We start from the raw sequence: 21,958 nt of genomic DNA on the forward strand, positions 1-21,958 counted from the left end.
GAAGCGTTTGAATGTCCGTTCGCATTGTAATTTCGGCTTTGGTCCTGGCTCTGCTGCCTCTGGCAAGCTCAAGCCTCGCCCAGGCCGACGACAGCATGGAAAAAGCCAAGGCGGTAAAGGAAGAAGGCGGCAAGTATTTGGATGCGGATGGAAATCCGACCTACAAGATCGAAAACGGAACCGTCGATTGGTACACATTCAGCGGCTACCGCCGGTATCACTCCGATTGCCATGTCTGCCACGGACAGGACGCGACAGGTTCGAGCTATGCGCCGGCTTTGGTCAACAGCCTGAAAACCATGGATTACGCCACATTCCTCTCGATCGTCGCCGAAGGCCGCAAGAATGTCGGCGGCGGCAAGGAAAACGTCATGCCTGCCTTTGGCGACAACAAGAACGTCTATTGCTACCTGGACGATCTCTACGTCTATCTGCGCGCGCGCGCAGATGGCGCGGCGCCCCGCGGACGGCCGCCCAAGCACGAAGACAAGGCCCAGGCGGCGAAGGATTCCGAAGCATCCTGCATGGGTGGATGACATGATTGGCCGCGATGCATTGAAGCTGCGCGTCGTTCTGCCGATCCTCGGCACACTCGCCTTGCTGCCGTCGAACGCGCAGGCGCAAGGCGCCGGCCTTGGCGCGGCGGGAGAACTGGTCGACCCCGACATTCTGCGCGTCTGCGCCGATCCCTCGAATATGCCCTTCACCGACAAGAGCGGCGAAGGCTTCGAAAACAAGCTGGCCGAGCTGGTTGCCGCGAAAACCGGGCGCAAGTCCGTCTCCTACACCTGGTTTCCAACGATCACCGGCTTCGTGCGCAATACGCTGGGGGCCAACCGATGCGACATCATCATGGGCTATGCCCAAGGCGACGAGCTGGTGCAGAACACCAACGCCTACTATCGCTCCGCCTATGTACTGGTGCATCCGAAAAGCAACGATATGGAGGGGGTGGAAACGATCGAGGATCCCAGACTCACGGGCAAGACGATCGGCGTCGTTGAAAGCACGCCGCCAACCGCCAACATGGCCGCCAACAAGCTTCTGCGGACCGCCAAGATCTATCCGCTTGCGGTGGATACGCGCGTCACCCCATCCATGGGGGAGGTCATGATCAAGGACATGCTGGCACACAAGATCGATGCGGCGGTGCTGTGGGGACCGATGGCAGGTTACTATGCCAAGGAACTCGGAGCTGACGTGACGATCGTCCCACTGGTGAAGGAAAAAACCGGCTCGCGCATGTCTTACCGCATCACCATGGGCGTACGTCCGTCCGACCAGGAATGGAAGCGGACGCTCAACCGGGTGATCAGGGAAAACCAGGCGGAGATCACCAGGATCCTGCTGAGCTACAACGTGCCGCTGATCGACGAACACGACAACCTGATTACCCAATGAATGGAAGGGAGACTATTTTCTTGCTGGTCGCCGCGAACCTTCTGGGTCTGACCGAGCCGACATGGGCCGGCGATGTCGCCGAACCCAGCGGTTTCCGGATGGACGACTATCGGGCGCCGGTGCCGCGGACGCTGCAAGGCGCCAGAGTGGTGACGACGGTGGAAGCGGAAGCGTTGTGGCGAGCGAAAAAGGCGATCTTCTTCGACGTGATGCCGAACACGCCCAAGCCGGCCAATTTGCCGGCAGGAACGATATGGAGAGACAAGGTCAGAAAGGACATTCCAGGCAGCACATGGCTGGCCAATGTGGGATACGGCGCTATTTCGCAGGAGACCGCCAGCTATTTTCGCCAAGGCCTCGCGGCCAAGGCCGGGACGGACAAGTCGCGCGCGATTCTGTTCTACTGCATGACGAATTGCTGGATGTCGTGGAATGCGGCGAAACGGGCCGTCCAGTGGGGCTACAGTTCAGTAATCTGGTATCCGCTCGGCGCTGATGGGTGGGAAGATGCAAACCTTCCACTGGAGGAAAAGAAACCCTACGCCACGAACAATTGAAATAAGGACTGCAATTATTCTCGATAGTTTGTTTTCAATTTTTCAAAGCCTATTGTTTCATTTGTCCATTTTGAGACTTGATGGACGAGCCATTGCGTCGGTGCCCTGCAATGGTTGACTAACGACAGGATCGGTCCCTTCGGGCTGGTATAAGAGGAGAAATGTCATGAAGAAGAACTGGAAAAAACCGACCATGTGTCAGGTTGCCGCTGGCTTCGAAATTTCACGGTATCTGCCTGCTGAAATTACTCCCAAGAAGTAGGCCGCAGAGGTGCGCGTCCCTGGCGACAGGGGCGCGCATCCCCTCGCCGCATGGGATTTTCGTGAAAGATTTTGACGCACGCAAAGCGCGCGAAGCGTTTTTTGTGACTGCAAAGTGCCTGCAGGTCAGAGAAGCCGGCGCGCGGGCATTTTCATGCATTTGAGGATCATCGGATCGGCGGCGGGCGGCGGCTTTCCGCAATGGAACTGCAACTACCGTCTGAGTCGTGCGGCTCGCGCTGGCATGGCGAGCGTGCATTCACGGACCCAGTCAAGTGTCGCCGCCTCGCCGGATGGGTTGGGTTGGGTTCTTTTCAATGCCTCGCCCGACATCCGCCAGCAAATCGCTGCAACACCTGAATTGCAGCCCGCGCGCGATGCGCCGCTGCGCTCGACGCCTATTCGCGCGGTGGTGCTGACCAATGCCGATGTCGATCATATCGCCGGACTGCTCAGCCTGCGCGAGCGGCAGCCTTTCGCCATCTATGCAACGGCGCAGGTTCTGGCGACGCTGGAGGCGAATTCGATTTTCAACGTTCTCGATCCAGCGCTTGTGCCGCGGCGCATCCTGCCGCCGGCGAAAGAATTGGCCATCTGCGACGCAGAAGGCCGCGAGACCGGCGTAGTGATCGAGCCCTTTCCCGTGCCCGGGAAGATAGCACTCTATCTGGAGGATAGAGACCATCCGGATGCCAATTTCAGCTCCGACACAGGTGACACGATCGGAGTCCGAATTGCCGGGATCGGCAGCCGCGGCTCCGTCTTCTATATCCCAGGCTGCGCGCGCATCGATGCGCGCTTACGCGCGCGTCTCACCGATGCCGCCTGTCTTTTGTTTGACGGCACGGTCTATACCAACGACGAGATGATCGTCGCCGGCGTCGGTCAGAAAACCGGCGCGCGCATGGGGCATCTGGCGATCTCGGGAGAATTGGGTTCGATCGCCGGCTTGGCCGATGTGAAGGTCGGCCGTCGTGTCTTCGTCCACATCAACAACACCAATCCCATCCTTGACGAGAATTCCGCCGAGCACGCGGCGGTCAAGGCGGCAGGCTGGGAAATCGCAAGCGACGGTATGGAGATGGAATTTTGAGCGACTTCCGCGATGCAGCCAAAGGCGGACTCTCCACGAGCGCTCTCGAAGCCGTATTGAGGCAGGTTGGCGCCGAGCGCTATCACAATCGCCACCCCTTTCACCACAGGATGACCAGCGGCGCGTTGTCGAAGGCGGAGATGAAGGCCTGGGCGCTGAACCGCTATTGCTATCAGGCGGTCATCCCGCGCAAGGATGCCATGATACTCGCGCATGCCGAGGATCCAGCGTTTCGCGCCGCGTGGCGCAAGCGGATCGAGGATCATGACGGCGAGGACGGCTGGAGCGGCGGTATCGCGCGCTGGCTGCATCTGGCAACTTCGCTCGGCCTGGACGCCGAGGCCGTGAAGAGCGAAAGGCTGGCACTGCCGGCGACGCGCTTCGCGGTGGGCGCTTACCTCTCCTTTTGCACAAACCGGACGCTGTTCGAGGCGGTCGCGTCCTCGCTGACCGAGATGTTCTCGCCACTCATCATCGGCGAGCGGGTGCCGGCAATGCTGGCCAAATACGACTACATCACCGAGGATACGCTGGCCTATTTCAGGCAACGGCCCGAACAGGCCTCGCGTGACGCCGGCTTCGCCCTCTCCTACGTGCTCAGCCACGCCGATACGGCGGAGCGCCAGCAGCAGGCAATCGACGCACTGGTGTTCAAATGCGATATACTCTGGGCCATGCTTGACGCGCTTCAACACGCCTATGGCGAGCAGGGAAACATACCGCCCGGCGCCTTCCAGCCCGAGGCAGCCCTATGATGGCGCTGCGCGAAAGAGCCGTGGTGCAGCCGCGGTCGACACCTTCGCTGCCAAAGCACGTGCGCATACAATACGACGCCGTGCGGCAGGCATTCGCCGTGCTTTCACCGGAAAAGATATTCTGGCCGAACGATGTCAGTCTCGACATATTGCGCCGCTGCGATGGACGGTCCACGGTCGGTGACATCATTGCCGGCCTTGCCGCGGATTATGAGGCTGAACAGGAGGCCGTGGCGACCGACGTCATCGCCTTCCTGCAGGAATGGTCGGACAAGTTGCTGGTGAGGCTATGAGCACGCCCCTCCTCCCTCCAATCGGCATGCTGGCGGAACTGACGCATCGCTGCCCGCTGCAATGCCCTTATTGCTCCAATCCGCTCGAACTGCTGAAGGCCAATCGCGAACTCGACACAGAGACCTGGCTCGCCCTGTTCTCGGAGGCCGCCGATCTCGGAGTGCTCCAGGTTCATCTGTCCGGAGGCGAGCCGACACTGCGCCGCGATCTTGAGCAATTGATCGCCGGGCTTGCGGGGCGCGGCGTCTACACCAATCTGATTACCGCGGGGGTTGGCATCGTCGAGGGCCGTATCGAGGCATTTGCCGAAGCCGGTCTCGACCATCTGCAACTGAGCTTTCAGGGCGCGCGGCCGGCAACAACCGATCGCATCGGCAACCACAAGGGCGCCCACGAAAAGAAGCTGGAAACGGCACGCCGCGCGCGCGCTGCCGGTCTGCCTCTTACCATCAACGCGCCGATCCATCGCCATAACATCGAGGAAGTGCCGGAATTCATCGATCTCGCCCTTTCGCTGGGCGCGGAGAGGCTCGAGATCGCCAATGTGCAGTATGCCGGCTGGGCGTTGACCAATCGCGATCAACTGATGCCGGAGCGTGAAGCGGTCGACAGGCAGGCGGAGATCGTCGCGGAGGCACAGGAGCGGTTGGCCGGCATCATCAACATCGATTTTGTGACGCCGGACTATTTCGCGACCTATCCCAAGCCGTGCATGGGCGGCTGGGCGCGTGACGCCTTCATGGTGACGCCTGACGGCACCGTACTGCCCTGCCATGCCGCACAGACGATCCCGTCGCTCAGCTTCGAGCGTTTCGAACCACGCAGGCTGTCCTCGATCTGGGCCGATTCGCCGGCGTTCAATGCCTTTCGCGGCACTGACTGGATGCAGGAGCCGTGCCGCAACTGTGACCGGCGCGAGATCGACTGGGGCGGTTGCCGCTGTCAGGCGATGGCGATCGCGGGCGATGCCGCTGCAACGGACCCGGCTTGCGCGAAATCGCCGATCCATGCTCGCATGGCAATGCTGATCGACGAAGCCAAGCGCATTGCCGCAGTTCCTTCGAGAGAAGAAACATTCGTCTACCGGCGGATCGGTGCCGTGACCGAATCCGCCTGACCTGGCGAGAAAGCGCTTCTCACCCCCTCGGCAACACGCGTAGCGTCTGCTCGTCAAACAATGGCTCGTCCTGGCCGATGCGCACAAACAGCAGGCTGTGCCCCTCACCCGCCGGCACCTCGAAATACTGGATGCCGTCAGGCATTTCACCCCAGTCGCCGCAGGGCGGTTCGGGAACCTCGTCGGAGATGGCAAGCGCTTTCAGCTCTTTCGCATAGGCGGCGTCAGGGCTGAATGTGTAGCGTTTGACGCCGGCAGGCTCCGTGCCCTGCGTGTAAGGCGTCAGCACACAGCGGGCGCTGACGGCCTTGTCGGTCTTTTCCAGGAACAGGCGCTGCAAGGCAGCCTCTGCGGTTTCACCTGATATGATGTCGAACAGTTCGACGAGAGGATCGGCCGCGCCGCCATCACTGTATTTGACAGCAAGGGTGTTGCCAGTGAATTCGAAATGGATCTGGCGGAAGCCGAAGTCGCAGCGCTGCGCCCAGGCGGCCAGCCCGACATTTTTGTCCGTCAGCCTTTCCCAGACGCATTTATCGATGGGCGGGCGCGACGGCGCCGGTTCGTCCGCCACGGCGGATGTCGTCGCGGATGCAAGCAGGGCGCTGGCCCAGACGATCGATCGCGCCCTATTCATCGCTGCATCCTGTCAAGGTAAAGGCGTCCCATGCGGAGCCGTCTGGATTGGCATTGGCGAAGTCGGCTCCTTCGGTAAAGGCCACGCCGAAATCCGGCAAGAGCAGCCCTGTCGGCGCCGGTGTCGCTTCGCGCGAATTCAACTGCTCGGCGCCGCCGCCGGTCAAGGCATAGACCTGGCCCCTCCCGCCGAGATCATCGGTGATGAGATCGAGCAGCTGGCCATGCTTGCCACGCGCGGCCTGCAACTCGAGAAACCGCTTGGTCGCGTCGGTGCGCCGAACCTTGACGCCCAAATTTTCCAGAAAATCCGCGTCGTATCCGGCTCCGGATCCGACTTCCAAAATCTGGCCGCCTGTGCCGGCGATCGCCACCAGGCGCTTCAGCGATGCTTGCTCCCTCTCGTTGGGAACATGGCGCACGATGGCATCATATTGTTCCGCATAATTCTCGTAAGCGCTGATCGTTTGACGGCCCTGTGCCAGAGCCTCCGATGACACACCCATCTTTTCCTCCCATGAGTCCATGTCGGTCAAAGAGCCTTACACTTTGCTCAGCGAATGCTGCCGGAGGAAGCGTGTCCATCGAGCAGTCCGATAATTCTCAGCCGCAACATCTACAGTGCCTTGCTGGTAAAGGGTCAACTGATACAGCCATTCGAAGTCCTCGGCTCGGACGGCGACGGCTATTGGCTAGGCACCTGGAAAGCCGCCGCAACACACCGAAGATCAAGGTGTTCCGAGACTGGGTGCTGGCCCAGACGGCAGACATCAGGGAGAGCGAAGCACGCCGGACCTGACGGCTGTCTCAGTTGGCGTCGGCTACGGTCTGCCGTCCGCCGGCCCAGGCGCGCCATTGCCGTTCGTCGCCGTGGAAGACGTTGAGATCGATGCGGCCGGTAACGCCGTGCGACAGGCCAGAGCCGGAATACTGCCAGAACAGCCATTTGCGGCCGGGATAGACCTTTGACGGATGCTGGGCCACGGCACGCAGCCAGAACGGATAGTCGAGGAATTCGCCCCTGAGATTGTCGCGGTAGAAATCGGGCGCGGTGTAGATGATGGGCCGCTGGCCGTAATGGCGCTCCAGCTTGTCCATGAACACCTGCATCTTTTCCAGCACCTTTTCGCGCGACGGCCGCCGCTTGCAGCTGGACTCGCCGTTCCACTCGACGTCGATCACCGGCGGCAGCGCGCCTTCGACCCTGGGCACGTTGCGGATGAACCAGTCCGCCTGCTCGCCCGCCGTGCGGCACCAGTAGAAGAAATGGTAGGCGCCGCGCTTCAAGCCGGCGGCGTCGGCGTTGCGCCAGTTTTTCATGAACATCGGATCGAGGTGGTCGCCACCGTCGGTCGCCTTGATGTAGGCGAAGTTGGCGCCCTGGGCGCGCAGCTTGTCCCAGTTCACGTTGCCTTGCCAACGCGAGACATCGACGCCGTGCACTGCAAGGCGGCGAGGCGAAGCCTTGCCGAAATTGATAGGCTTGGCATCACGAAAACCGTAACGGGTTAGCGGCCCGGCAAGCATGGCTGGTGCCGCGCGGGTCAACAGCTTGGGCGGCGACACCAAGGCTGCCGGCTCGACCGGCAGTCCGCCGACATCAGGCACTTGGGGGTCGGGCACGTCGGGCGCGGCAAACACCCCCGTCTCTTCCTCCTCCGCCAAGCCGAACGGGCGCGTTTTTTCCCCCGGACCGTTGTCAGACATGGGAGCCAATCCGGCCCTTGCCGCCCTGTTACCCCTTGCCGCCGGAGCAGCGGCGATCGGTGCCGGCGGCCGGATCACGGAACTGGTGGTCTCGTTGGACGGTTTCTGCAAATCCAGCGCATCGACGCCGGCCGTCGACGAGCAGCCGGCAAGGCATAGCGATGCTATCAAAAAACTGACGACGCCCGGAATCCGCATCTGGACCTGTACTCAAAACACAACAGACCGAGGGCAAAACGACAGCCGACGGACAAACCGGATCAGTTATGAACGAGAAATTGCCAATAAAGTTTGAATCAAGTTTTTTTCGGCCATACCGCGTGCGGGTAAGCGCGATGGAAACCGGCTAGGATTTTCTGAAAACGCCGATCATCGGCCCCAGATTCCAATAGTCGTCCTTGCGGCCGATGGCAGGCGCAAACAAACTTGCTATCGTGCCGTCGAGGAACAGCGCGTTGTCGCAGCCAAGCGCGTCGCGGAAAAGCCGGGCGAAGGCATGGAAGGTCACCGTGCCGTTCGAAATCGCAAAGACCGCGACGCCGTCCTTTCGCACCCCGACACCGTCGCGGGTTTTCCGCGAAGTGCCGTCAGCCTGGAATTTCGGATGCAGCTTGCCGTCGATCACCAGCATCGGCCCCGATTGCGTCGCATAGTCGACGGTCGGGCGCCTCTTCACGAAATCCCGAGTGGCACGAACCGCGGCCTTACCGTCGCGCATGTAGAAAATGCCGTTCGGCTGCAGGGAAAAATTACCGCTTCCCGATCCCGTTTTCGCCGAGGCCATCTCCTGGCCACGCTCGACATAGAGACCGACCGGCGCGAGGTTCGGGTGATACATGCCGGCATTGATGCCGAACAACATCGTGCGCCCGATCGCCTGTTGCGCGGCATGCAGATTGTGCAGCGACTGAAACGGCTTGCCCGCCGCATCCTTCCAGAACAGCTCGACCTGATATCGTTTCGGATCGACCTCGCAAACGAGATAGCTGGTCGCCTCGAAGGTGAAGTCCCGGCATGGCGGCAGTGAAGCGGCCCACTGGCCAAATCCCATGCCAAATGCCGCCACCGACGGCAGTGCGCCCTTGGCCAACGCCAGCAGCAACGGCAGTGATTGCAGGAAGGTCAAAAAATCCATGTGCGTACCGGAATCGAAGTTCGAGTTCGGTACGGATATAGCCCGTTTCAAGCGATACTGTGGAACTGCCTTAGACGAGCCATCCCATCGCCACGCCCAGCAGCAGAACGACACCGAGCAGGCCGCGATAGATGACGAACGGCCAGGCCGAGAAACGCTCCAGCACGTGCATCAGCCCCCATATGGCGAAGAAGGCGGAAATCGAGGCGACGACCAGCCCGACGGCAAGGACCGACCAGCCATGGGCGTCGAGATGGACCTTATGCAGTTCCCAGAGTTCCTTGAGGCCGGCGAGTGCAATCGCCGGCAACCCGAGCAGGAACGAGAAGCGCGCCGCCTCGGCCCGCTTGAAGCCGAGCCCCAGTGCCGCCGTCAGGGTCGAGCCCGAGCGCGAGACGCCGGGGACAAGCGCGCCGATCTGGGCGATACCGACGAGCAGCGCATCGGTCAGCGACGCATCGCCCATGTTGCGCCGGTGACGGGCAAAGATCTCGGCCAGCGCCAGCAGGATCGCCATTGCGATGCAGGCCCAGCCGATCACCGTCAGGCTGCGTAGCGGCGAATTGCAGGCATTGAGCAGGCCCGACAGGGCAACGCCGGCAATGACGATGGGGATCGTCGCCAGCACGATCCAGAGCGCCACCTTGAAATGCCGGTCGGCGAAATCGCGTCGCGCCAAAGCGTCGAGCGACCCAAACAGGATGTCCCTGACGTCGCTCCAGAAATAGCTGACCACCGCGGCAAGGGCCGCGAGCTGCATGGCGGCGGAGAAGGCCGAGCCAGGATCCTGCCAGCCGAGCACGGCCGGCACGATGCGCATATGGGCGGTCGAGGAAATTGGCAGCAGCTCGGTGATGCCTTGCACCACGCCGAGGAACGCCACCTTGGCGAACCCCAGGCCGACGAAGCCCGTATCCAGGCCTTGTGTGCAGATATCGGCCAAAATCGAATTCCGTGCATGAGAGATCGGAGTTGCGTGGATCGACCATCGGTCAATCCCGGGCAAGCCTTATCGTCATGGGCCGGATAATCAATTTACGGATTTGTAAGCTGGCGCGCCGAGGTGCACGCCGTTCGAAACCGGCTCCTTGGAGGCCGGCTTGAGGACACAGGGAAAATCGCAAAGCGACTACGGGCAGAGCCAGAGTTTCTGGCATGTCCTGGCGATCACATGCGCCGGCGGCACTTCGGGCTCATCCGTCGAAGGCCGGCGAGCCCGTTCGAGCAGCATGCGCACCTGTTCGGGACGCACACGATCGCGCTCCATCACAAGCAGGACCATCGGATCGCTCAAAAGCTCGTCCAGGGTGCTGATGCTGTCGTTCATCCGTCGTCTCCTCGAATGCCGTACCCGCGACCCTTAAATAGGACGACAAAGATGGCTCGCCAATGACGCTTTGCCGGCTATCTCGTGTTGATTTGGATTAAATTTTGGCCATGCTTGCGCTCTTCGCCCGCCCTTGGCGCTGCGCGTCGGTCCACTTTCTTCCACAACAAGGGGAGAAGGGAAAAATTAGCCTGGCGGAGGGGCGCCTTCGTATTTCGGCAGGCCGTCATCAAGCACCAGCCAGGGCTGCTTCGAGGCCGTGAAAATATGCATCTGCGGCTTGAAAACCGTGGGATCGTCGAGCGAACCGGTGGTGATGCCGATGATATCAGCGGAATCGCGCCGGGAAAACATCGTCGTGCCGCAGCTCGGGCAAAAGCCGCGCTTGAGATCCGGCGAAGAGTTTATAGTCGCCAGCGGCCCGTCGATCATCACGTCGTCGATGCGAAACAGGACGCGCGCGTTGAAGGCGGCGCCGATCGCCTTCTGGCAAACCCGGCAGTGGCAGACGCGTTCGTTGATGGGGACCGCGTCCGCGCGGTAGCGCACCGCCTTGCACAGGCATCCGCCCTCATATCTTGCCATTGTCTGGATCCACTGGTGGGAGAGAATAGGCGCGCAGGGTATCGGCGGGGCCGATTGGGTCAATTGAAAAGCTTTGATGCAACGTCATCGCTTATGCTGATGCGAGTGGGGTGAAGCCATGACGCCGAAAGCCGTCATGGCTTCCACGGAGTGCCGGCTGCCCGCCAACAGCCGGCGGCCTTGGCATTCACTCCGTTTCGCCGACGACCTCGTCCCAGGTCTTGACCTTGGTATGGCCGTTGAGGAACGGTAGCGCCGCGGCCGTCAGCTCCGGCGCGAAGAAGGTATCGTAGTGGGTGCGGTTGGGCAGGATCGCCAGGCGGTTCTGCGACAGGTTCTCGCGCATCCAGCCGGCGTCCTTCAGTCCGCCGCCGAGCATCTGATAGAACTTGATCTCGTGTTCGGGCTTGTACATATCGCTGTCGCCATAGACCAGCATGACAGGCATCTTCAGCTTGGCGACGTCGGCCGAGTAGTCGCGGTTCTGACGCATGAAGCCGCCCAGCGCATCGAGGAGCTTCGGGAACTCCTCCGGATGCGGCGCCACCGCGACGTAGGATTTGTACATCGGCGTGTCCTTCATGAACTCAGCCGCGGCCGCGCTCACCTGTGCCTGCTGCGGACGCATCTCGTCATAGAAGCCGTCCGTGGCGTAGCCGGTCGATAGCAGGACGAGGCGGCGCACCGCTTCGGGATGCTGGACGGCCATGCGGAAGGCGACGCCGCCGCCCAGCGAATAGCCCATGACATCGACCTTGTCGTAGCCGAGCGCCTTGACAATGGCGGCCATGTCGTCGCCCATCGCCTCCACGGTGAATGGTCGGTCACCCAGCGCGGTACGGCCGTGACCCTGCAGGTCGACGCCGACGACGGTGCGGTTTTCGGCAAGTTTCGGCAGGATCGGCGCGAACATATCCGTGGTGCCAAGGCCGCCATGCAGCAGAAGCAGGGGCTCGCCCTTGCCATAGATTGCATAATAATAATTCAGGCCGTCGATCGGCAGCAGGCCGGACTTTTCCGGCTTCGGCAGTGCGTTCGTTTCAGTCGTCATGGCAGGTTTTGTCTCCTCTGCATTGGTGGTGCCCGGGCAGGCAAGCAGTGCTGCGGCCGAAGCAAAAATGGCAAAAAACAGGGTTTTGAACAAATCGATCTCCTCTCCTGTCGATATCAAAGCGTCATGCGGATCAAAGCGTTTTGGCCAGTTCTTCGAGCTGATCGGTGCACTGTCCCCAACCCCCATGGAACCCCATCTTCTCATGCTGTTCGCGGTCGGCGACGCTCCAGTGCCTGACCCGAGCGATGTAGCGGGTCTTGCCGTTGCCCTCGTCCTCGAAGGTCAGCGCGACGGTCATGAACGGCTTTTCCGAAGGCTGCCAAGCCTCTGTGTAGGCGTCGGTGAAGACGATCTTCCTGCCGGGAACAACTTCGAGGAAGACACCTGGGTTGGGGAACTCGTTGCCGTCCGGGCCAGCCATGACGACAAGGCTCGAGCCGCCGGCGCGCACATCCATCTCGGCGCGCGGCGTCGTCCACGGCTTTGGCGCAAACCACTGCGTCACCAGTTTCGGGTCGGTCCAGCAGCGATAGACGTTTTCGCGCGGCGCATCGATGATGCGGGCGAGAACCAGTTCACGGTCGTTGGTGGGGGCGATGTCGAGCTTGGTGGTCATGATGGCATCCTGCGTTTGATCTGGCTTCCGTCCCAAGGACGAGCCGATGAGCCGCAAACCGACACCGGCCGCAAAAAATGTCGACACCGTAGATCGGCCCGAGGCGTCACCCACCTTCGTCATCCACGGGCGAAACAGGAGCGCAGCGATGCGGCGCAGCCCCGAGGATGACGAAGCGATGGGCGCGTTTCCGCCAAACGCCGAGGCATTCGGCTTATCAAAGCAGCATATCTGATCGAGAAGCTGGATGTTCTGTCGACGTGTCAGTGGCGCTTGGCTTGCACCAGATAGGCCTCGATCTCGGTCTCCCCAAGCCATTTTGCCGCTTCGAGCCGATGCAGGCCTTCGACGAGGATATGGCGCTTGCCGTCGTGGCGGACCTGGATCGGCGTCTTCATGCCATTTTCCAGGATGTCCTCGGCCAGATGGCGGACGGTCTCGGGATGCAGCGTCTTCTTGCGCGCCGTCGGCACGTAGATCTCGTCGACCTTGACCTTTTGCACTCTGAGCATGCCGACCCCCGTGGCGGAAACGCCGCCTCCCCTGAGATAGTCCGTTTGATGGAGCCGGCCAAGGGCGCGGCTAACGAATACGAAGCCCGAAGGCTATTCTCGGTTCGAAGATGCCAGGGACAGCAGAGCGTTTGCCTGTCGTCGCGCGTTTCGATATTGCGTCTGCGCAGTCGTCGAGGGCCACGGAGCAAATCCCCATGAGCAAATCTCTCGTCACCTTTGTCGGCGTCGCTCATCCCTGGATGTGCGACGTGATGGGGCACGTGAATGTGCGTCACTACGCGGCGATGTTCGACGATGCCAGCTTCCAGCTTCTCGGCCATATCGCCGGACAGGACGATAACCAGGCATCGCAAATCGGATGGGCCGATGTGCGCACCGAAATCGACTATCGCCATGAAACGAAAGCCGGTGCGCTCATCACCATCCGCTCGCATGTCGTGAAGATCGGCCGCACCTCCATCACCTTCGAACAGGTGACGTCGGGCTCGCTCGACGGCATCGTCCGGGCATCGAGCCGGACGACCAGCGTGCGCTTCGACCTCGCCGCGCGCACCTCGGTGGCGCTGGACGAGCCGATGCGAAACCGTGCGACCGCCTTGCTGATCGAATAGGCCTGTCTCGGCCGGTCAGCCTTGGTAGATGCGGTCGTCGAGCGGTGTCTCGGCGATCAACGTCTGCAGCCCCGACAGCAGCGCGTTCTCGGCGCGGTTCATCGTCTTGTCCGGGTTGACCAGCAGGAAGATGTCGATGGCCGGCGGCGCGTCGTAGGGCGGCAGCCGCCAAAGCGTGCCGTCCGCCACATCGCGCCGCGCGACGTGCAGCGGCAGCGGGCCGATGCCGAGCCCGGCAACGATCATGCGCCGCACTTCTTCCAGGCTGGAGGACACGCCGACGACATCGGCGTTCAGCCGGGCTTCGCTGCGTAGCAGCGCGACCGGCCGCAACGCGTCCGAAATATGGTCGGTCTGGAACGATACCGAAGGTTCATCCCGAAGATCGGCCAGCGTCAATCCGGCTCGCCCGTAGAGCCTGTGCTGCGGACCGCAGAAGAAGCCGAAGAACTCGCGGTAGACCATCGCATATTCCAGCGCCGGATCGCGCTGGCTGACCAGGCAGATGCCGAAGGAGGCACGCCGCTCCCTGACCTGCTTGGCGACTTCGGTGCTTGCCGCGACCGAAATGGTGATGCTGGCGCGCGGGTAGTTGCGGTGGAATTCCGCCAGCGCCCGATCGAACAATGGCGAGACGACATGGCTCGCCGTCGCGATCATCACATGACCGGTGACGTCGTCGCTGATGCCGCGCATCAGCAGCGGCAACTGCGATATGGTGCCGAACACCTCGACGCTCTGCTCGTAGAGAAGCCTCCCGACCTCGGTCAATTCGAAGCGTGTCGCATCGCGCTCGACCAGCCGTCGGCCGACCCGGTCTTCCAGCCGCCGCAGCGCATTGCTGACGCTGGGCTGCTTGAGGTTCAGCCGCTCGGCAGCGCGCGTGATGCTTTTCACTTCCGCGATGACGACGAACGTCCGCAGAAGGTTCCAGTCCAGATCCCAGACCAGCCGTTCGGGGCGCGGCAAAGCCATTCCTGATATCTATGCTCCCTATTCCCATTATCTATTTGCGCAATGATACCGCAAAGGCAATCATTGATGACAGGAAAGCGTCTGCACGCCTCCCAAGAACAAACCTTTTGCGCCATCCAGAGGACAGGAAGTCAGATGAACAGAGCATTTTCCGGCATCGCCATTGCGGCCCTGCTGCTTGCGTCGACCTTCACGGCCGTTTCGGCCAGGGCCGACGACCTCGAGAAGATCAAGGCGGCGGGCGAGCTGAAGATTTCCATGAGCGGCCAGTATCCGCCCTTCAACTTCGTCAACGACCAGAACGAAGTCGTCGGCTTCGATGCCGATATCGGCAAGGCCATCGCCGAGCGCATCGGCGTCAAGGGCACCATCATCACCACCGCCTGGGACGGCATCATCGCCGGGCTGCTCGCCAACAAATACGACACTGTCGTCGGCTCGATGACGATCACGCCCGAGCGCGAAAAAGTGGTCGATTTCGTCGGGCCTTACTACCATGCCGGCCGCGCGGTCTTCGTCAACGAGGCGTCCAAGGTGCAGAGCCTCGACGACCTCAAAGGCAAGACCATCGGCGTGACGCTGGGGGAGACGCACGAGAAATGGGCGCGCGAAAAGGGTGGCTGGGACATCCGCACCTACAAGGGCCTGCCGGAATTGCTGCTGGAGCTGAGTGCCGGCCGCGTCGATGCCATCGTCGTCGACAACATTCCGGTCAAGATTGCCGTCAAGGAGACGGGCGAAAAGGTCCGCCAGCTCAACACGCCCGATATCGAAGGCGGCGCTGTGGCCATAGGCATCGCCATCCGCAAGGACAATCCGGAGTTGAAGGCTGCCATGCAGAAGGCTCTGGACGACATGCTGGCCGACGGCGGCTATGAAAAGATCTCGACGAAATGGGTCGGCAGTGACATCCGTTGATCCCTCCCGGCTTCAGGCGGCTAAAGCCGCCTGAAGCCGGGCCTCACTCCTGCTGGGCCGTTTCATGGACTTCTCCTTGATGCAGCGTGTCTTCCCGTTCTTCGTGGAAGCCGCTTCGGTGACGATCGAGATCACGGTGCTGGCTCTTATCCTGGGTCTGGCAGCTGCTTCATTGGCCGCGGCCGCCAAGATGTCGAGGTCGGCAATCCTGCGGACCATCGGCACGCTTTATGTCAGCCTGTTTCGCGGTACGCCGTGCCTGATCCAGCTCTTTGTGCTCTATTTCGGCGGCCCGCAGATCGGCATCAATCTGGAGCCGTTCACCGCCGGCGTCATCGGCCTTGGCCTCAACATCGGCGCCTATATGGCGGAATCGATCCGTGGTGCGCTGGTGGCGGTCGACCGGGGCCAGACCGAGGCCGCCCGCACAATCGGCTTCAGCCGTTTCCAGACCTTGCGAAAGGTCGTGCTGCCGCAGGCCGCACGGCTGATGATCCGCCCGCTCGGGGTCAATACGGTCGCTCTGCTGAAGGGGTCCGCACTGGTGTCGACCATTTCGGTGGTCGAACTGACCTACACCGCCCAGCGCTTCATCGGCTCCACCTACAAGCCGTTCGAGATATTCGGCGTTGCAGCCCTGCTCTACATGATCATGGTCTACGCGGTGGCGCGGGTCGTCGACCTGCTCGACAAACGCTTTGCCATCATCTGACCGGAGAGCACGATGCAAGGTTTGGCTTTCACCGTCGTCGCGCCGTACTGGGATCTTCTGCTGATCGGCGCCTGGTGGACCGCGGTGCTGACCGTTTCGGCGGGCGCGCTCAGCTTCGTCGGCGGCATCCTGTTCGCGGTCATCGTGCTCTACGCTCCGAACATCGTCGCCTATCCCGTGCGCGCCTGTATGTGGGTGTTCATGGGCACGCCGCTGCTGTTGCAGCTGTTCCTGATCTATTTCGGCCTGGTGCAGATCGGCATCGACATTCCCGCCCTTGCCGCCGGCATTGTCGGACTTGGCCTGCATTTTGCAGTCTACAACGCCGACATCATCCGCGCCGGCATCGTGGCCGTCGATGTCGGCCAGACGGAGGGCGCGCGCAGCATCGGCTTCGGCAAATGGCAGACGCTGCGCCATGTCGTGATCCCGCAAGCCATCCGCAACACCGCGCCGCCGATCGGCGGCAATCTGATCGCGCTGTTGAAGGAATCCTCAATCGTCTCGGTCATAGGTATCGCGGAGTTGGTCCATTCGGCCCAGCTGGCGATCAGCGAAACGTTCCGCCCGTTCGAGTTCTACATCACGGCCGCGGCGCTCTATTACATTCTCAACCTTGTGCTCGAGGCGGCCTTGCGCCTGTTCGAAAGACATGTGGAGGCTTCCCGATGAGCACGCAGCGGCCAATGGTCGAGGTTCGCGGCGCGCGCAAATCGTTCGGCGCCGTCGAGGTCCTGAGGGGTATCGATCTGTCGGTCGACCGCGGGCAGATCGTGGCGATCATCGGACCGAGCGGCTCCGGCAAGAGCACGCTGCTGCGCTCTATCAACCATCTGGAATCCCTGAACAGCGGAGAAGTCTGGCTCGATGGCGTGCAGGTCAACCAGCCCTTGCACGGCCAGGCTTTCGAGCGGCACATCAACAAGGTGCGCCAGCAGATGGGCATGGTGTTCCAGCACTTCAATCTGTTCCCGCATCTGACCGTGCTCGAGAACATTTCCATGGGACCGATCATCCTCAAAGGCATGACCAAGAGTGATGCGCATGCGCTGGCGCATAGCCTCTTGTCCAAGGTCGGGCTGGCCGACAAGATGGACGCCTATCCCTCGCGGCTTTCGGGCGGCCAGAAGCAGCGTGTGGCGATTGCCCGTGCGCTGGCGATGCAGCCCAAGGTGATGCTGTTTGACGAAGCCACCTCGGCGCTCGACCCGGAGCTGGTCGACGAGGTCAACGCGGTGATGAAACAGCTTGCCGCCGAACACATGACCATGCTCATCGTAACGCATGAGATGCGCTTTGCCGGCGAAGTGGCCGACAGGGTGCTGTTCATGGATAGCGGCGTTGTCGTCGAGGAAGGCCCGCCTGCCGACATGTTCCGCGCGCCGCAGAGGGAACGCACGCGCAGCTTCCTCAAGAAATATCTTTCCGCCTGAGTATGACCATGACCAGACCAAACACGGAATTCCCCGATTTCGGACTGACGCCGGAGCAGCGCCGGCACGCGGTGCGCGGCCACTATTACGAATGGCCTGGCATGGATGGTGAGCGCGGCGAAATCTGGTGCTACAGTGACCGGTTTTCCTATCGCGCCGGCGAAACGGTGGCGTTGCATGTCAGTTCGACGGCTCCGACGTTCGGCATGACAATCACCAGGGATGGCGGCAGCGAAACCAAAGTGTTCGAGAAATCGGGCATCGCGGCGCGCTGGCAGGACAGTCCGGACCAATGCTCGGCTCAAGGCTGCGGCTGGGAAGCCTCGTTCGAATTCCGTGTCGGCAACGATTGGTCGTCCGGAGCCTATCGGGTGACGCTGACCGCCGACGGCCGCGACGGCAAGCCGATCCAATCCCACCATCTGTTCATCGTGGCGCCCCTGCCCGGCAAGAAGCCTGGCCGCGTGCTGCAGGTGGCGGCGACGGGCACATGGCTGGCCTACAACACCTGGGGCGGTTCCAACCACTACCAGGGCATCACCGGGCCGGACCGCAACCAGTATTCGCCCATCGTGTCGACGCAGCGCCCCTGGTGCCGTGGCTTCGTCGTGCTGCCGAAGGATGCGCCGCGCGTGCCGCTGGAAGTCGCCGTGCCGCCCAAGACCGTGCCGCGCTACCCGCATATGGAGTGGGCGCTCGCTACCGGCCATTCGAAGAAATACGCCTCGTCGGGCTGGGCCAGTTATGACAGCCACTTCTTCCGCTTCGCCGAACGAGCCGGCTATGAAGTCGATCTCGCCAGCCAGCACGATCTGCACTTTTCGCCCGAAATTCTCGACGGCTACGACTGTGCCGTGTTTGTCGGCCATGATGAATACTGGACCTGGGAGATGCGCGATGCCGTCGACGGATATGTCGAGCGCGGCGGCCATGCGGCGCGCTTTGCCGGCAATTTCATGTGGCAGACACGGCTCGAGGACGAGGGCCTCCGGCAGGTCTGTTACAAATATCGCTCGCGTGCCGAAGACCCGGCCTATCTTCCAGGCGGTGACGTCACCCGCGCCACCAATTCCTGGGAAGCACCGGAAATCGGCCGGCCGGGTTCGGCGACCTTCGGGCTCAATGCGACCCGCGGCCTCTATGCCGGCTGGGGCGGATGCGCACCACGCGGCGTGCGTGGCTTTCCGGTCTACCGGCCCGAGCACTGGGCCTTTGCCGGCACCGGCATCTACTATGGCGACCTGCTGGGCGCCGACAGCCATGTGTATGGCTACGAGGTCGACGGGCTCGAGTTCGAGATACGCGGCGGCCTGCCCTACCCCACGCCCGATAGCGGCGCGCCTGATGGCCTGCAGGTTCTCGCGGTCGGCATGGCATCCCAGGTCGAGGAAAGCGCCGATATCCCGATCGAGGACCAGTTCCTCACCGACGAGGATGGCCGCTTCACCGCCGAAACGCTGTTCGGCGAGGCGAGCGACGCCAATCTGGAAAAGGTCAAACGCGGTAACGGCATGATCGTCAATTTCCCACGTGGCAAGGGCGAGGTGTTCCACGCCGGAAGCTGCGAATGGGTCGCCGGCCTGCTAAGACAAGACCCGATGGTCGAACGCGTCACCAAGAATGTCCTCGATCGTTACCTCGGAGAGCCCTGACATGTCGAAAGTCCAGACCGCCACGCAAGACACTGACGCCCGGCGAGAGTCGCATCTGTTCTATCTGTCCAGCCTGCGCCGGCCGCTGATCGACCGCGCCGAGGGCATCTATATGTGGACGCAGGACGGCCGCCGCTTCATCGACGGCTCGAGCGGCCCGATGGTGGCCAATATCGGCCATTCCAACCGCAATGTGCTGGATGCCATGAAGCGGCAGATGGACCGCGCCACCTTTGCCTACCGGTTGCATTTCGAAAACGAACCGGCCGAGGAGCTTGCGCGGGAACTTGCCGGCAAGCTGCCGGAAGGCATGGACCGCATCTTCTTCGTCTCGGGCGGCTCGGAAGCGACGGAATCCTGCATCAAGCTGGCGCGGCAATGGGCGGTCGCCACCGGCCAGGCCAGCCGCTGGAAGGTGATCACGCGCTTTCCCTCCTATCATGGCGGCACGCTGGGTTCGCTCTCGATCACCGGCGACGATGCGCTGGCCGAAACGTTCGAGCCGATGATGCGGGTGATGCCGACCGTGCCGGCGCCGAATGCCTGGCGCGACCGCGACAATCTTTCGATGGAACAGCGCGGCATCCGCTATGCCGACATGCTGGAGGAGAAGATCCTGGCCGAAGGCCCCGAGAGCGTGGTCGCCTTCATCATGGAGCCGATCGGGGGTGCGGCGACCGCGGCGCTGGTAGCGCCCGACAGCTACTATGCGCGCATCCGCGAGATCTGCGACCGCTACGGCATCCTGCTCATCCATGACGAAGTGATGAGCGGGGCCGGCCGTACCGGCAAATTCCTCGGCGGCGACCACTGGAACTGCAAGCCCGACATCGTCGCGCTATCCAAGGGGCTGGGCTCGGGCTATGCGCCGCTTGGCGCGCTGGCCGCCCCGATGCGCCTGGTGCAACCGCTGCTCGACTCGGGCGGCTTCCAGCACGGCCACACCTATGCCGGCAACCCGCTGGCCTGCGCCGCCGGACTGGCCGTGCTCGGTGAAATGGACCGGCTCGACCTGATCGCCAATGCGGCTGCCATGGGCGACGTGCTGATGGACGGACTGAAGGGGCTGGCGAAGCGCTTTCCGTTCATCGCCGACGTGCGCGGCAAGGGCCTGCTCACCGGTGCCCAGATGGTCGCCGATCCCGAGACCCTAAAACCGATCGACCAGAACAAGAAAGCCACGCAGCGGCTGCTCGACCTCGCCTATGAGCGCGGGCTGATCATCTATGGCCGCAGGGTCAAGGGCGGCGTCGATGGCGACAATTTCATGGTCGCGCCGCCGATGATCGTCACGCGCGAACAGGTCAGCGAGATCATCGCCATCATCGGCGACTCGCTGGAGGTTCTGGCCTCCGAACTCGACCTGCCGGTCGAAGGCTGAGGGGCAAAAGAATGGGCCTGAGAAAAGTCATCATCACCTGCGCCGTCACCGGCTCGGTGCACACGCCGTCGATGTCGCCCTATCTACCGGTGACGCCGGACCAGATCGCCACTGAGGCGATCGCCGCGGCAGAAGCCGGCGCTTCGATCCTGCATCTGCACGCGCGTGACCCCAGAGATGGCCGCCCGACCGCCGATCCGGACGTCTACATGCAGTTCCTGCCGCGCATCAAACAGGCGACCGATGCGGTGATCAACATCACCACCGGCGGCTCATCGCTGATGACGCTGGACCAGCGGCTGGCAGCCCCTTTGCGTGCCGAACCCGAAATGTGCTCGCTCAACATGGGCTCGATGAATTTCGCGCTGTTTCCGATGCTCGACAAGCCACGGGAATGGCAGCACGAGTGGGAACCCAAGCTGCTCGAAGCGACGCGCGACACGATCTTCAAGAACACCTTTGCCGACATGGAGGGGGTGCTTGAGAGGCTGGGCAAGGGCTGCGGCACGCGCTTCGAATTCGAATGCTACGATGTCGGCCATCTCTATTCGCTGGCACATTTCCGCGACCGGGGGCTGGTGTCGGGACCGCTGTTCATCCAGTTCGTGCTGGGCATATTGGGCGGCATCGGCGCCGACCCGGACAATCTCGTCCACATGAAGCGGATCGCCGACAAACTGTTCGGCGACAGCTACCAGTTCTCGGTGCTGGCCGCCGGCCGCCAGCAGATGCCACTGATCTCGATCGCCGCGGCGATGGGCGGTAATGTCCGTGTCGGGCTGGAGGACAGTCTCTATGACGGCCGCCAGCTGGCGAAATCCAATGCCGATCAGGTGCGCCGCATCCGTGGCATTCTCGACGGGCTGTCGCTGGAGGTTGCAACGCCTACCGAAGCGCGCGGCATGCTGGCGCTCAAGGGCGGCGACCGGGTGGCGTTTTGAGATGTGATTGAGATGGTAGCGTCCAGTCCCACCCCCCTCTGGCCTGCCGGCCATCTCCCCCTCAAGGGGGGAGATTTGCTGTCAATTCGGCCTTCGCTAATCTCCACCGCTGCAAGAAGGGCAGCGGGGTCAACATTGTCGATCTCCCCCCTTGAGGGCAGGGCTATTGCATATGAGTAAAGAGGTCATAGAAGAAGTCTTTGCTCCAGTTTGCCCTGCGCATTTTGCTGGCGATTGGTTTGTCGAGGGGATGGGCGGCCAAGATGTTTTGCGCGAGCCTTC

The 21,958-nt window shown here is 62.1% G+C and carries 28 protein-coding genes; 17 read left to right on the top strand and 11 right to left on the bottom strand.

Annotation, left to right across the window (positions count from 1 at the left end; all coding sequences use genetic code 11):
• The first annotated feature begins 11 nt into the window (after window positions 1–11).
• The 7 genes from EOA16_RS19400 (at window position 12) to pqqE (ending at window position 5,478) form a co-directional block, all read left to right on the top strand.
• Entirely contained in the window at window positions 12–536 is a 525-nt protein-coding gene (locus EOA16_RS19400) for a c-type cytochrome, methanol metabolism-related (protein ID WP_127259717.1), read from the top strand.
• A 1-nt stretch (window position 537) separates the two neighbouring features.
• On the top strand, window positions 538–1,401 hold the full coding sequence (locus EOA16_RS19405) for a substrate-binding domain-containing protein (RefSeq protein ID WP_164754330.1): 864 nt from the start codon (window positions 538–540) through the stop codon (window positions 1,399–1,401).
• Window positions 1,398–1,958: a PQQ-dependent catabolism-associated CXXCW motif protein gene (locus tag EOA16_RS19410; protein WP_127259718.1), complete on the top strand. Its 561-nt coding sequence runs from the start codon at window positions 1,398–1,400 to the stop codon at window positions 1,956–1,958. The genes EOA16_RS19405 and EOA16_RS19410 overlap by 4 nt, the downstream gene beginning before the upstream one ends.
• Window positions 1,959–2,373: 415 nt before the next feature.
• Window positions 2,374–3,312, top strand: a complete 939-nt coding sequence (gene pqqB / locus EOA16_RS19420) for a pyrroloquinoline quinone biosynthesis protein PqqB (RefSeq protein WP_127259719.1) — start codon at window positions 2,374–2,376, stop codon at window positions 3,310–3,312.
• Window positions 3,309–4,067 (top strand): pyrroloquinoline-quinone synthase PqqC, encoded by a 759-nt coding sequence (gene pqqC, locus EOA16_RS19425; protein ID WP_127259720.1) that lies wholly within the window; start codon window positions 3,309–3,311, stop codon window positions 4,065–4,067. The genes pqqB and pqqC overlap by 4 nt, the downstream gene beginning before the upstream one ends.
• Window positions 4,067–4,360, top strand: coding sequence for a pyrroloquinoline quinone biosynthesis peptide chaperone PqqD (gene pqqD / locus EOA16_RS19430; RefSeq protein ID WP_245455978.1), 294 nt, complete (start codon window positions 4,067–4,069; stop codon window positions 4,358–4,360). Before pqqC ends, pqqD begins: the two co-directional genes overlap by 1 nt.
• The gene (gene pqqE, locus EOA16_RS19435; RefSeq protein WP_127259722.1) at window positions 4,357–5,478 is read left to right on the top strand and encodes a pyrroloquinoline quinone biosynthesis protein PqqE; all 1,122 of its coding nucleotides are present in this window, start codon (window positions 4,357–4,359) and stop codon (window positions 5,476–5,478) included. The genes pqqD and pqqE overlap by 4 nt, the downstream gene beginning before the upstream one ends.
• Window positions 5,479–5,497: 19 nt before the next feature.
• Here pqqE and EOA16_RS19440 read toward each other — a convergent pair whose 3' ends face one another.
• From EOA16_RS19440 to EOA16_RS19460, 3 genes are all read right to left on the bottom strand, one after another.
• Window positions 5,498–6,115, bottom strand: a complete 618-nt coding sequence (locus EOA16_RS19440; protein ID WP_127259723.1) for a hypothetical protein — start codon at window positions 6,113–6,115, stop codon at window positions 5,498–5,500.
• Complete coding sequence (locus tag EOA16_RS33245) at window positions 6,108–6,641, bottom strand: methyltransferase type 12 (RefSeq protein ID WP_245455980.1); 534 nt, start codon at window positions 6,639–6,641, stop codon at window positions 6,108–6,110. The genes EOA16_RS19440 and EOA16_RS33245 overlap by 8 nt, the downstream gene beginning before the upstream one ends.
• 280 nt (window positions 6,642–6,921) lie before the next feature.
• The gene (locus EOA16_RS19460; RefSeq protein ID WP_245270317.1) at window positions 6,922–7,821 is read right to left on the bottom strand and encodes a glycoside hydrolase family 25 protein; all 900 of its coding nucleotides are present in this window, start codon (window positions 7,819–7,821) and stop codon (window positions 6,922–6,924) included.
• On the opposite strand from EOA16_RS19460, the gene EOA16_RS33250 reads away from it, so the two are divergent.
• The gene (locus EOA16_RS33250; protein ID WP_245455979.1) at window positions 7,820–8,116 is read left to right on the top strand and encodes a hypothetical protein; all 297 of its coding nucleotides are present in this window, start codon (window positions 7,820–7,822) and stop codon (window positions 8,114–8,116) included. The genes EOA16_RS19460 and EOA16_RS33250 overlap by 2 nt on opposite strands.
• Window positions 8,117–8,167: 51 nt before the next feature.
• Here the strand turns inward: EOA16_RS33250 and EOA16_RS19465 are convergent, their stop codons facing one another.
• The 6 genes from EOA16_RS19465 to EOA16_RS19490 all read right to left on the bottom strand — a co-directional run bounded on the left by EOA16_RS19465 (window position 8,168) and on the right by EOA16_RS19490 (window position 12,538).
• Window positions 8,168–8,956 (bottom strand): phosphodiester glycosidase family protein, encoded by a 789-nt coding sequence (locus tag EOA16_RS19465; protein WP_127259725.1) that lies wholly within the window; start codon window positions 8,954–8,956, stop codon window positions 8,168–8,170.
• A 70-nt stretch (window positions 8,957–9,026) separates the two neighbouring features.
• A complete protein-coding gene (locus tag EOA16_RS19470) occupies window positions 9,027–9,899 on the bottom strand; it encodes an undecaprenyl-diphosphate phosphatase (RefSeq protein WP_127259726.1) in 873 nt (290 codons plus the stop codon).
• A gap of 186 nt (window positions 9,900–10,085) precedes the next feature.
• Entirely contained in the window at window positions 10,086–10,283 is a 198-nt protein-coding gene (locus EOA16_RS19475; protein WP_013532087.1) for a hypothetical protein, read from the bottom strand.
• Window positions 10,284–10,469: 186 nt separating this feature from the next.
• Entirely contained in the window at window positions 10,470–10,868 is a 399-nt protein-coding gene (locus tag EOA16_RS19480; protein ID WP_127259727.1) for a GFA family protein, read from the bottom strand.
• 187 nt (window positions 10,869–11,055) lie between these two features.
• Entirely contained in the window at window positions 11,056–12,012 is a 957-nt protein-coding gene (locus EOA16_RS19485) for an alpha/beta hydrolase (RefSeq protein WP_127259728.1), read from the bottom strand.
• A 40-nt stretch (window positions 12,013–12,052) separates the two neighbouring features.
• The gene (locus EOA16_RS19490; protein WP_127259729.1) at window positions 12,053–12,538 is read right to left on the bottom strand and encodes an SRPBCC family protein; all 486 of its coding nucleotides are present in this window, start codon (window positions 12,536–12,538) and stop codon (window positions 12,053–12,055) included.
• Window positions 12,539–12,584: 46 nt separating this feature from the next.
• Here EOA16_RS19490 and EOA16_RS19495 point away from each other — a divergent pair, with 46 nt between their 5' ends.
• Window positions 12,585–12,773: a hypothetical protein gene (locus EOA16_RS19495; protein WP_127259730.1), complete on the top strand. Its 189-nt coding sequence runs from the start codon at window positions 12,585–12,587 to the stop codon at window positions 12,771–12,773.
• A gap of 28 nt (window positions 12,774–12,801) precedes the next feature.
• Here EOA16_RS19495 and EOA16_RS19500 read toward each other — a convergent pair whose 3' ends face one another.
• The gene (locus EOA16_RS19500) at window positions 12,802–13,050 is read right to left on the bottom strand and encodes a ParB N-terminal domain-containing protein (RefSeq protein ID WP_013532091.1); all 249 of its coding nucleotides are present in this window, start codon (window positions 13,048–13,050) and stop codon (window positions 12,802–12,804) included.
• A gap of 197 nt (window positions 13,051–13,247) precedes the next feature.
• Here EOA16_RS19500 and EOA16_RS19505 point away from each other — a divergent pair, with 197 nt between their 5' ends.
• Complete coding sequence (locus tag EOA16_RS19505; RefSeq protein ID WP_127259731.1) at window positions 13,248–13,664, top strand: acyl-CoA thioesterase; 417 nt, start codon at window positions 13,248–13,250, stop codon at window positions 13,662–13,664.
• Window positions 13,665–13,679: 15 nt separating this feature from the next.
• On the opposite strand, the gene EOA16_RS19510 is transcribed toward EOA16_RS19505, so the two are convergent.
• A complete protein-coding gene (locus tag EOA16_RS19510; protein ID WP_127259732.1) occupies window positions 13,680–14,639 on the bottom strand; it encodes a LysR family transcriptional regulator in 960 nt (319 codons plus the stop codon).
• Window positions 14,640–14,774: 135 nt separating this feature from the next.
• Between EOA16_RS19510 and EOA16_RS19515 the strand changes: the two genes are divergently transcribed.
• The 7 genes from EOA16_RS19515 to EOA16_RS19545 all read left to right on the top strand — a co-directional run bounded on the left by EOA16_RS19515 (window position 14,775) and on the right by EOA16_RS19545 (window position 21,676).
• Entirely contained in the window at window positions 14,775–15,557 is a 783-nt protein-coding gene (locus EOA16_RS19515; protein ID WP_127259733.1) for an ABC transporter substrate-binding protein, read from the top strand.
• Window positions 15,558–15,621: 64 nt separating this feature from the next.
• Complete coding sequence (locus tag EOA16_RS19520) at window positions 15,622–16,269, top strand: amino acid ABC transporter permease (RefSeq protein ID WP_127259734.1); 648 nt, start codon at window positions 15,622–15,624, stop codon at window positions 16,267–16,269.
• A 12-nt stretch (window positions 16,270–16,281) separates the two neighbouring features.
• Window positions 16,282–16,941 carry an amino acid ABC transporter permease gene (locus tag EOA16_RS19525; protein ID WP_127259735.1) on the top strand — a complete coding sequence of 220 codons (660 nt, stop codon included), beginning with the start codon at window positions 16,282–16,284 and terminating at the stop codon, window positions 16,939–16,941.
• Entirely contained in the window at window positions 16,938–17,702 is a 765-nt protein-coding gene (locus tag EOA16_RS19530; RefSeq protein ID WP_127259736.1) for an amino acid ABC transporter ATP-binding protein, read from the top strand. The genes EOA16_RS19525 and EOA16_RS19530 overlap by 4 nt, the downstream gene beginning before the upstream one ends.
• Window positions 17,703–17,710: 8 nt before the next feature.
• A complete protein-coding gene (locus tag EOA16_RS19535; RefSeq protein WP_127259737.1) occupies window positions 17,711–19,354 on the top strand; it encodes a N,N-dimethylformamidase beta subunit family domain-containing protein in 1,644 nt (547 codons plus the stop codon).
• 1 nt (window position 19,355) lies between these two features.
• Window positions 19,356–20,735 (top strand): aspartate aminotransferase family protein, encoded by a 1,380-nt coding sequence (locus tag EOA16_RS19540; protein WP_127259738.1) that lies wholly within the window; start codon window positions 19,356–19,358, stop codon window positions 20,733–20,735.
• 11 nt (window positions 20,736–20,746) lie between these two features.
• Window positions 20,747–21,676, top strand: coding sequence for a 3-keto-5-aminohexanoate cleavage protein (locus EOA16_RS19545; protein ID WP_127259739.1), 930 nt, complete (start codon window positions 20,747–20,749; stop codon window positions 21,674–21,676).
• Window positions 21,677–21,958 lie beyond the last annotated feature (282 nt).

The sequence above is a fragment of the Mesorhizobium sp. M7A.F.Ca.US.008.03.1.1 genome (assembly GCF_003997495.1).
In the GTDB taxonomy this organism is placed as follows: domain Bacteria; phylum Pseudomonadota; class Alphaproteobacteria; order Rhizobiales; family Rhizobiaceae; genus Mesorhizobium.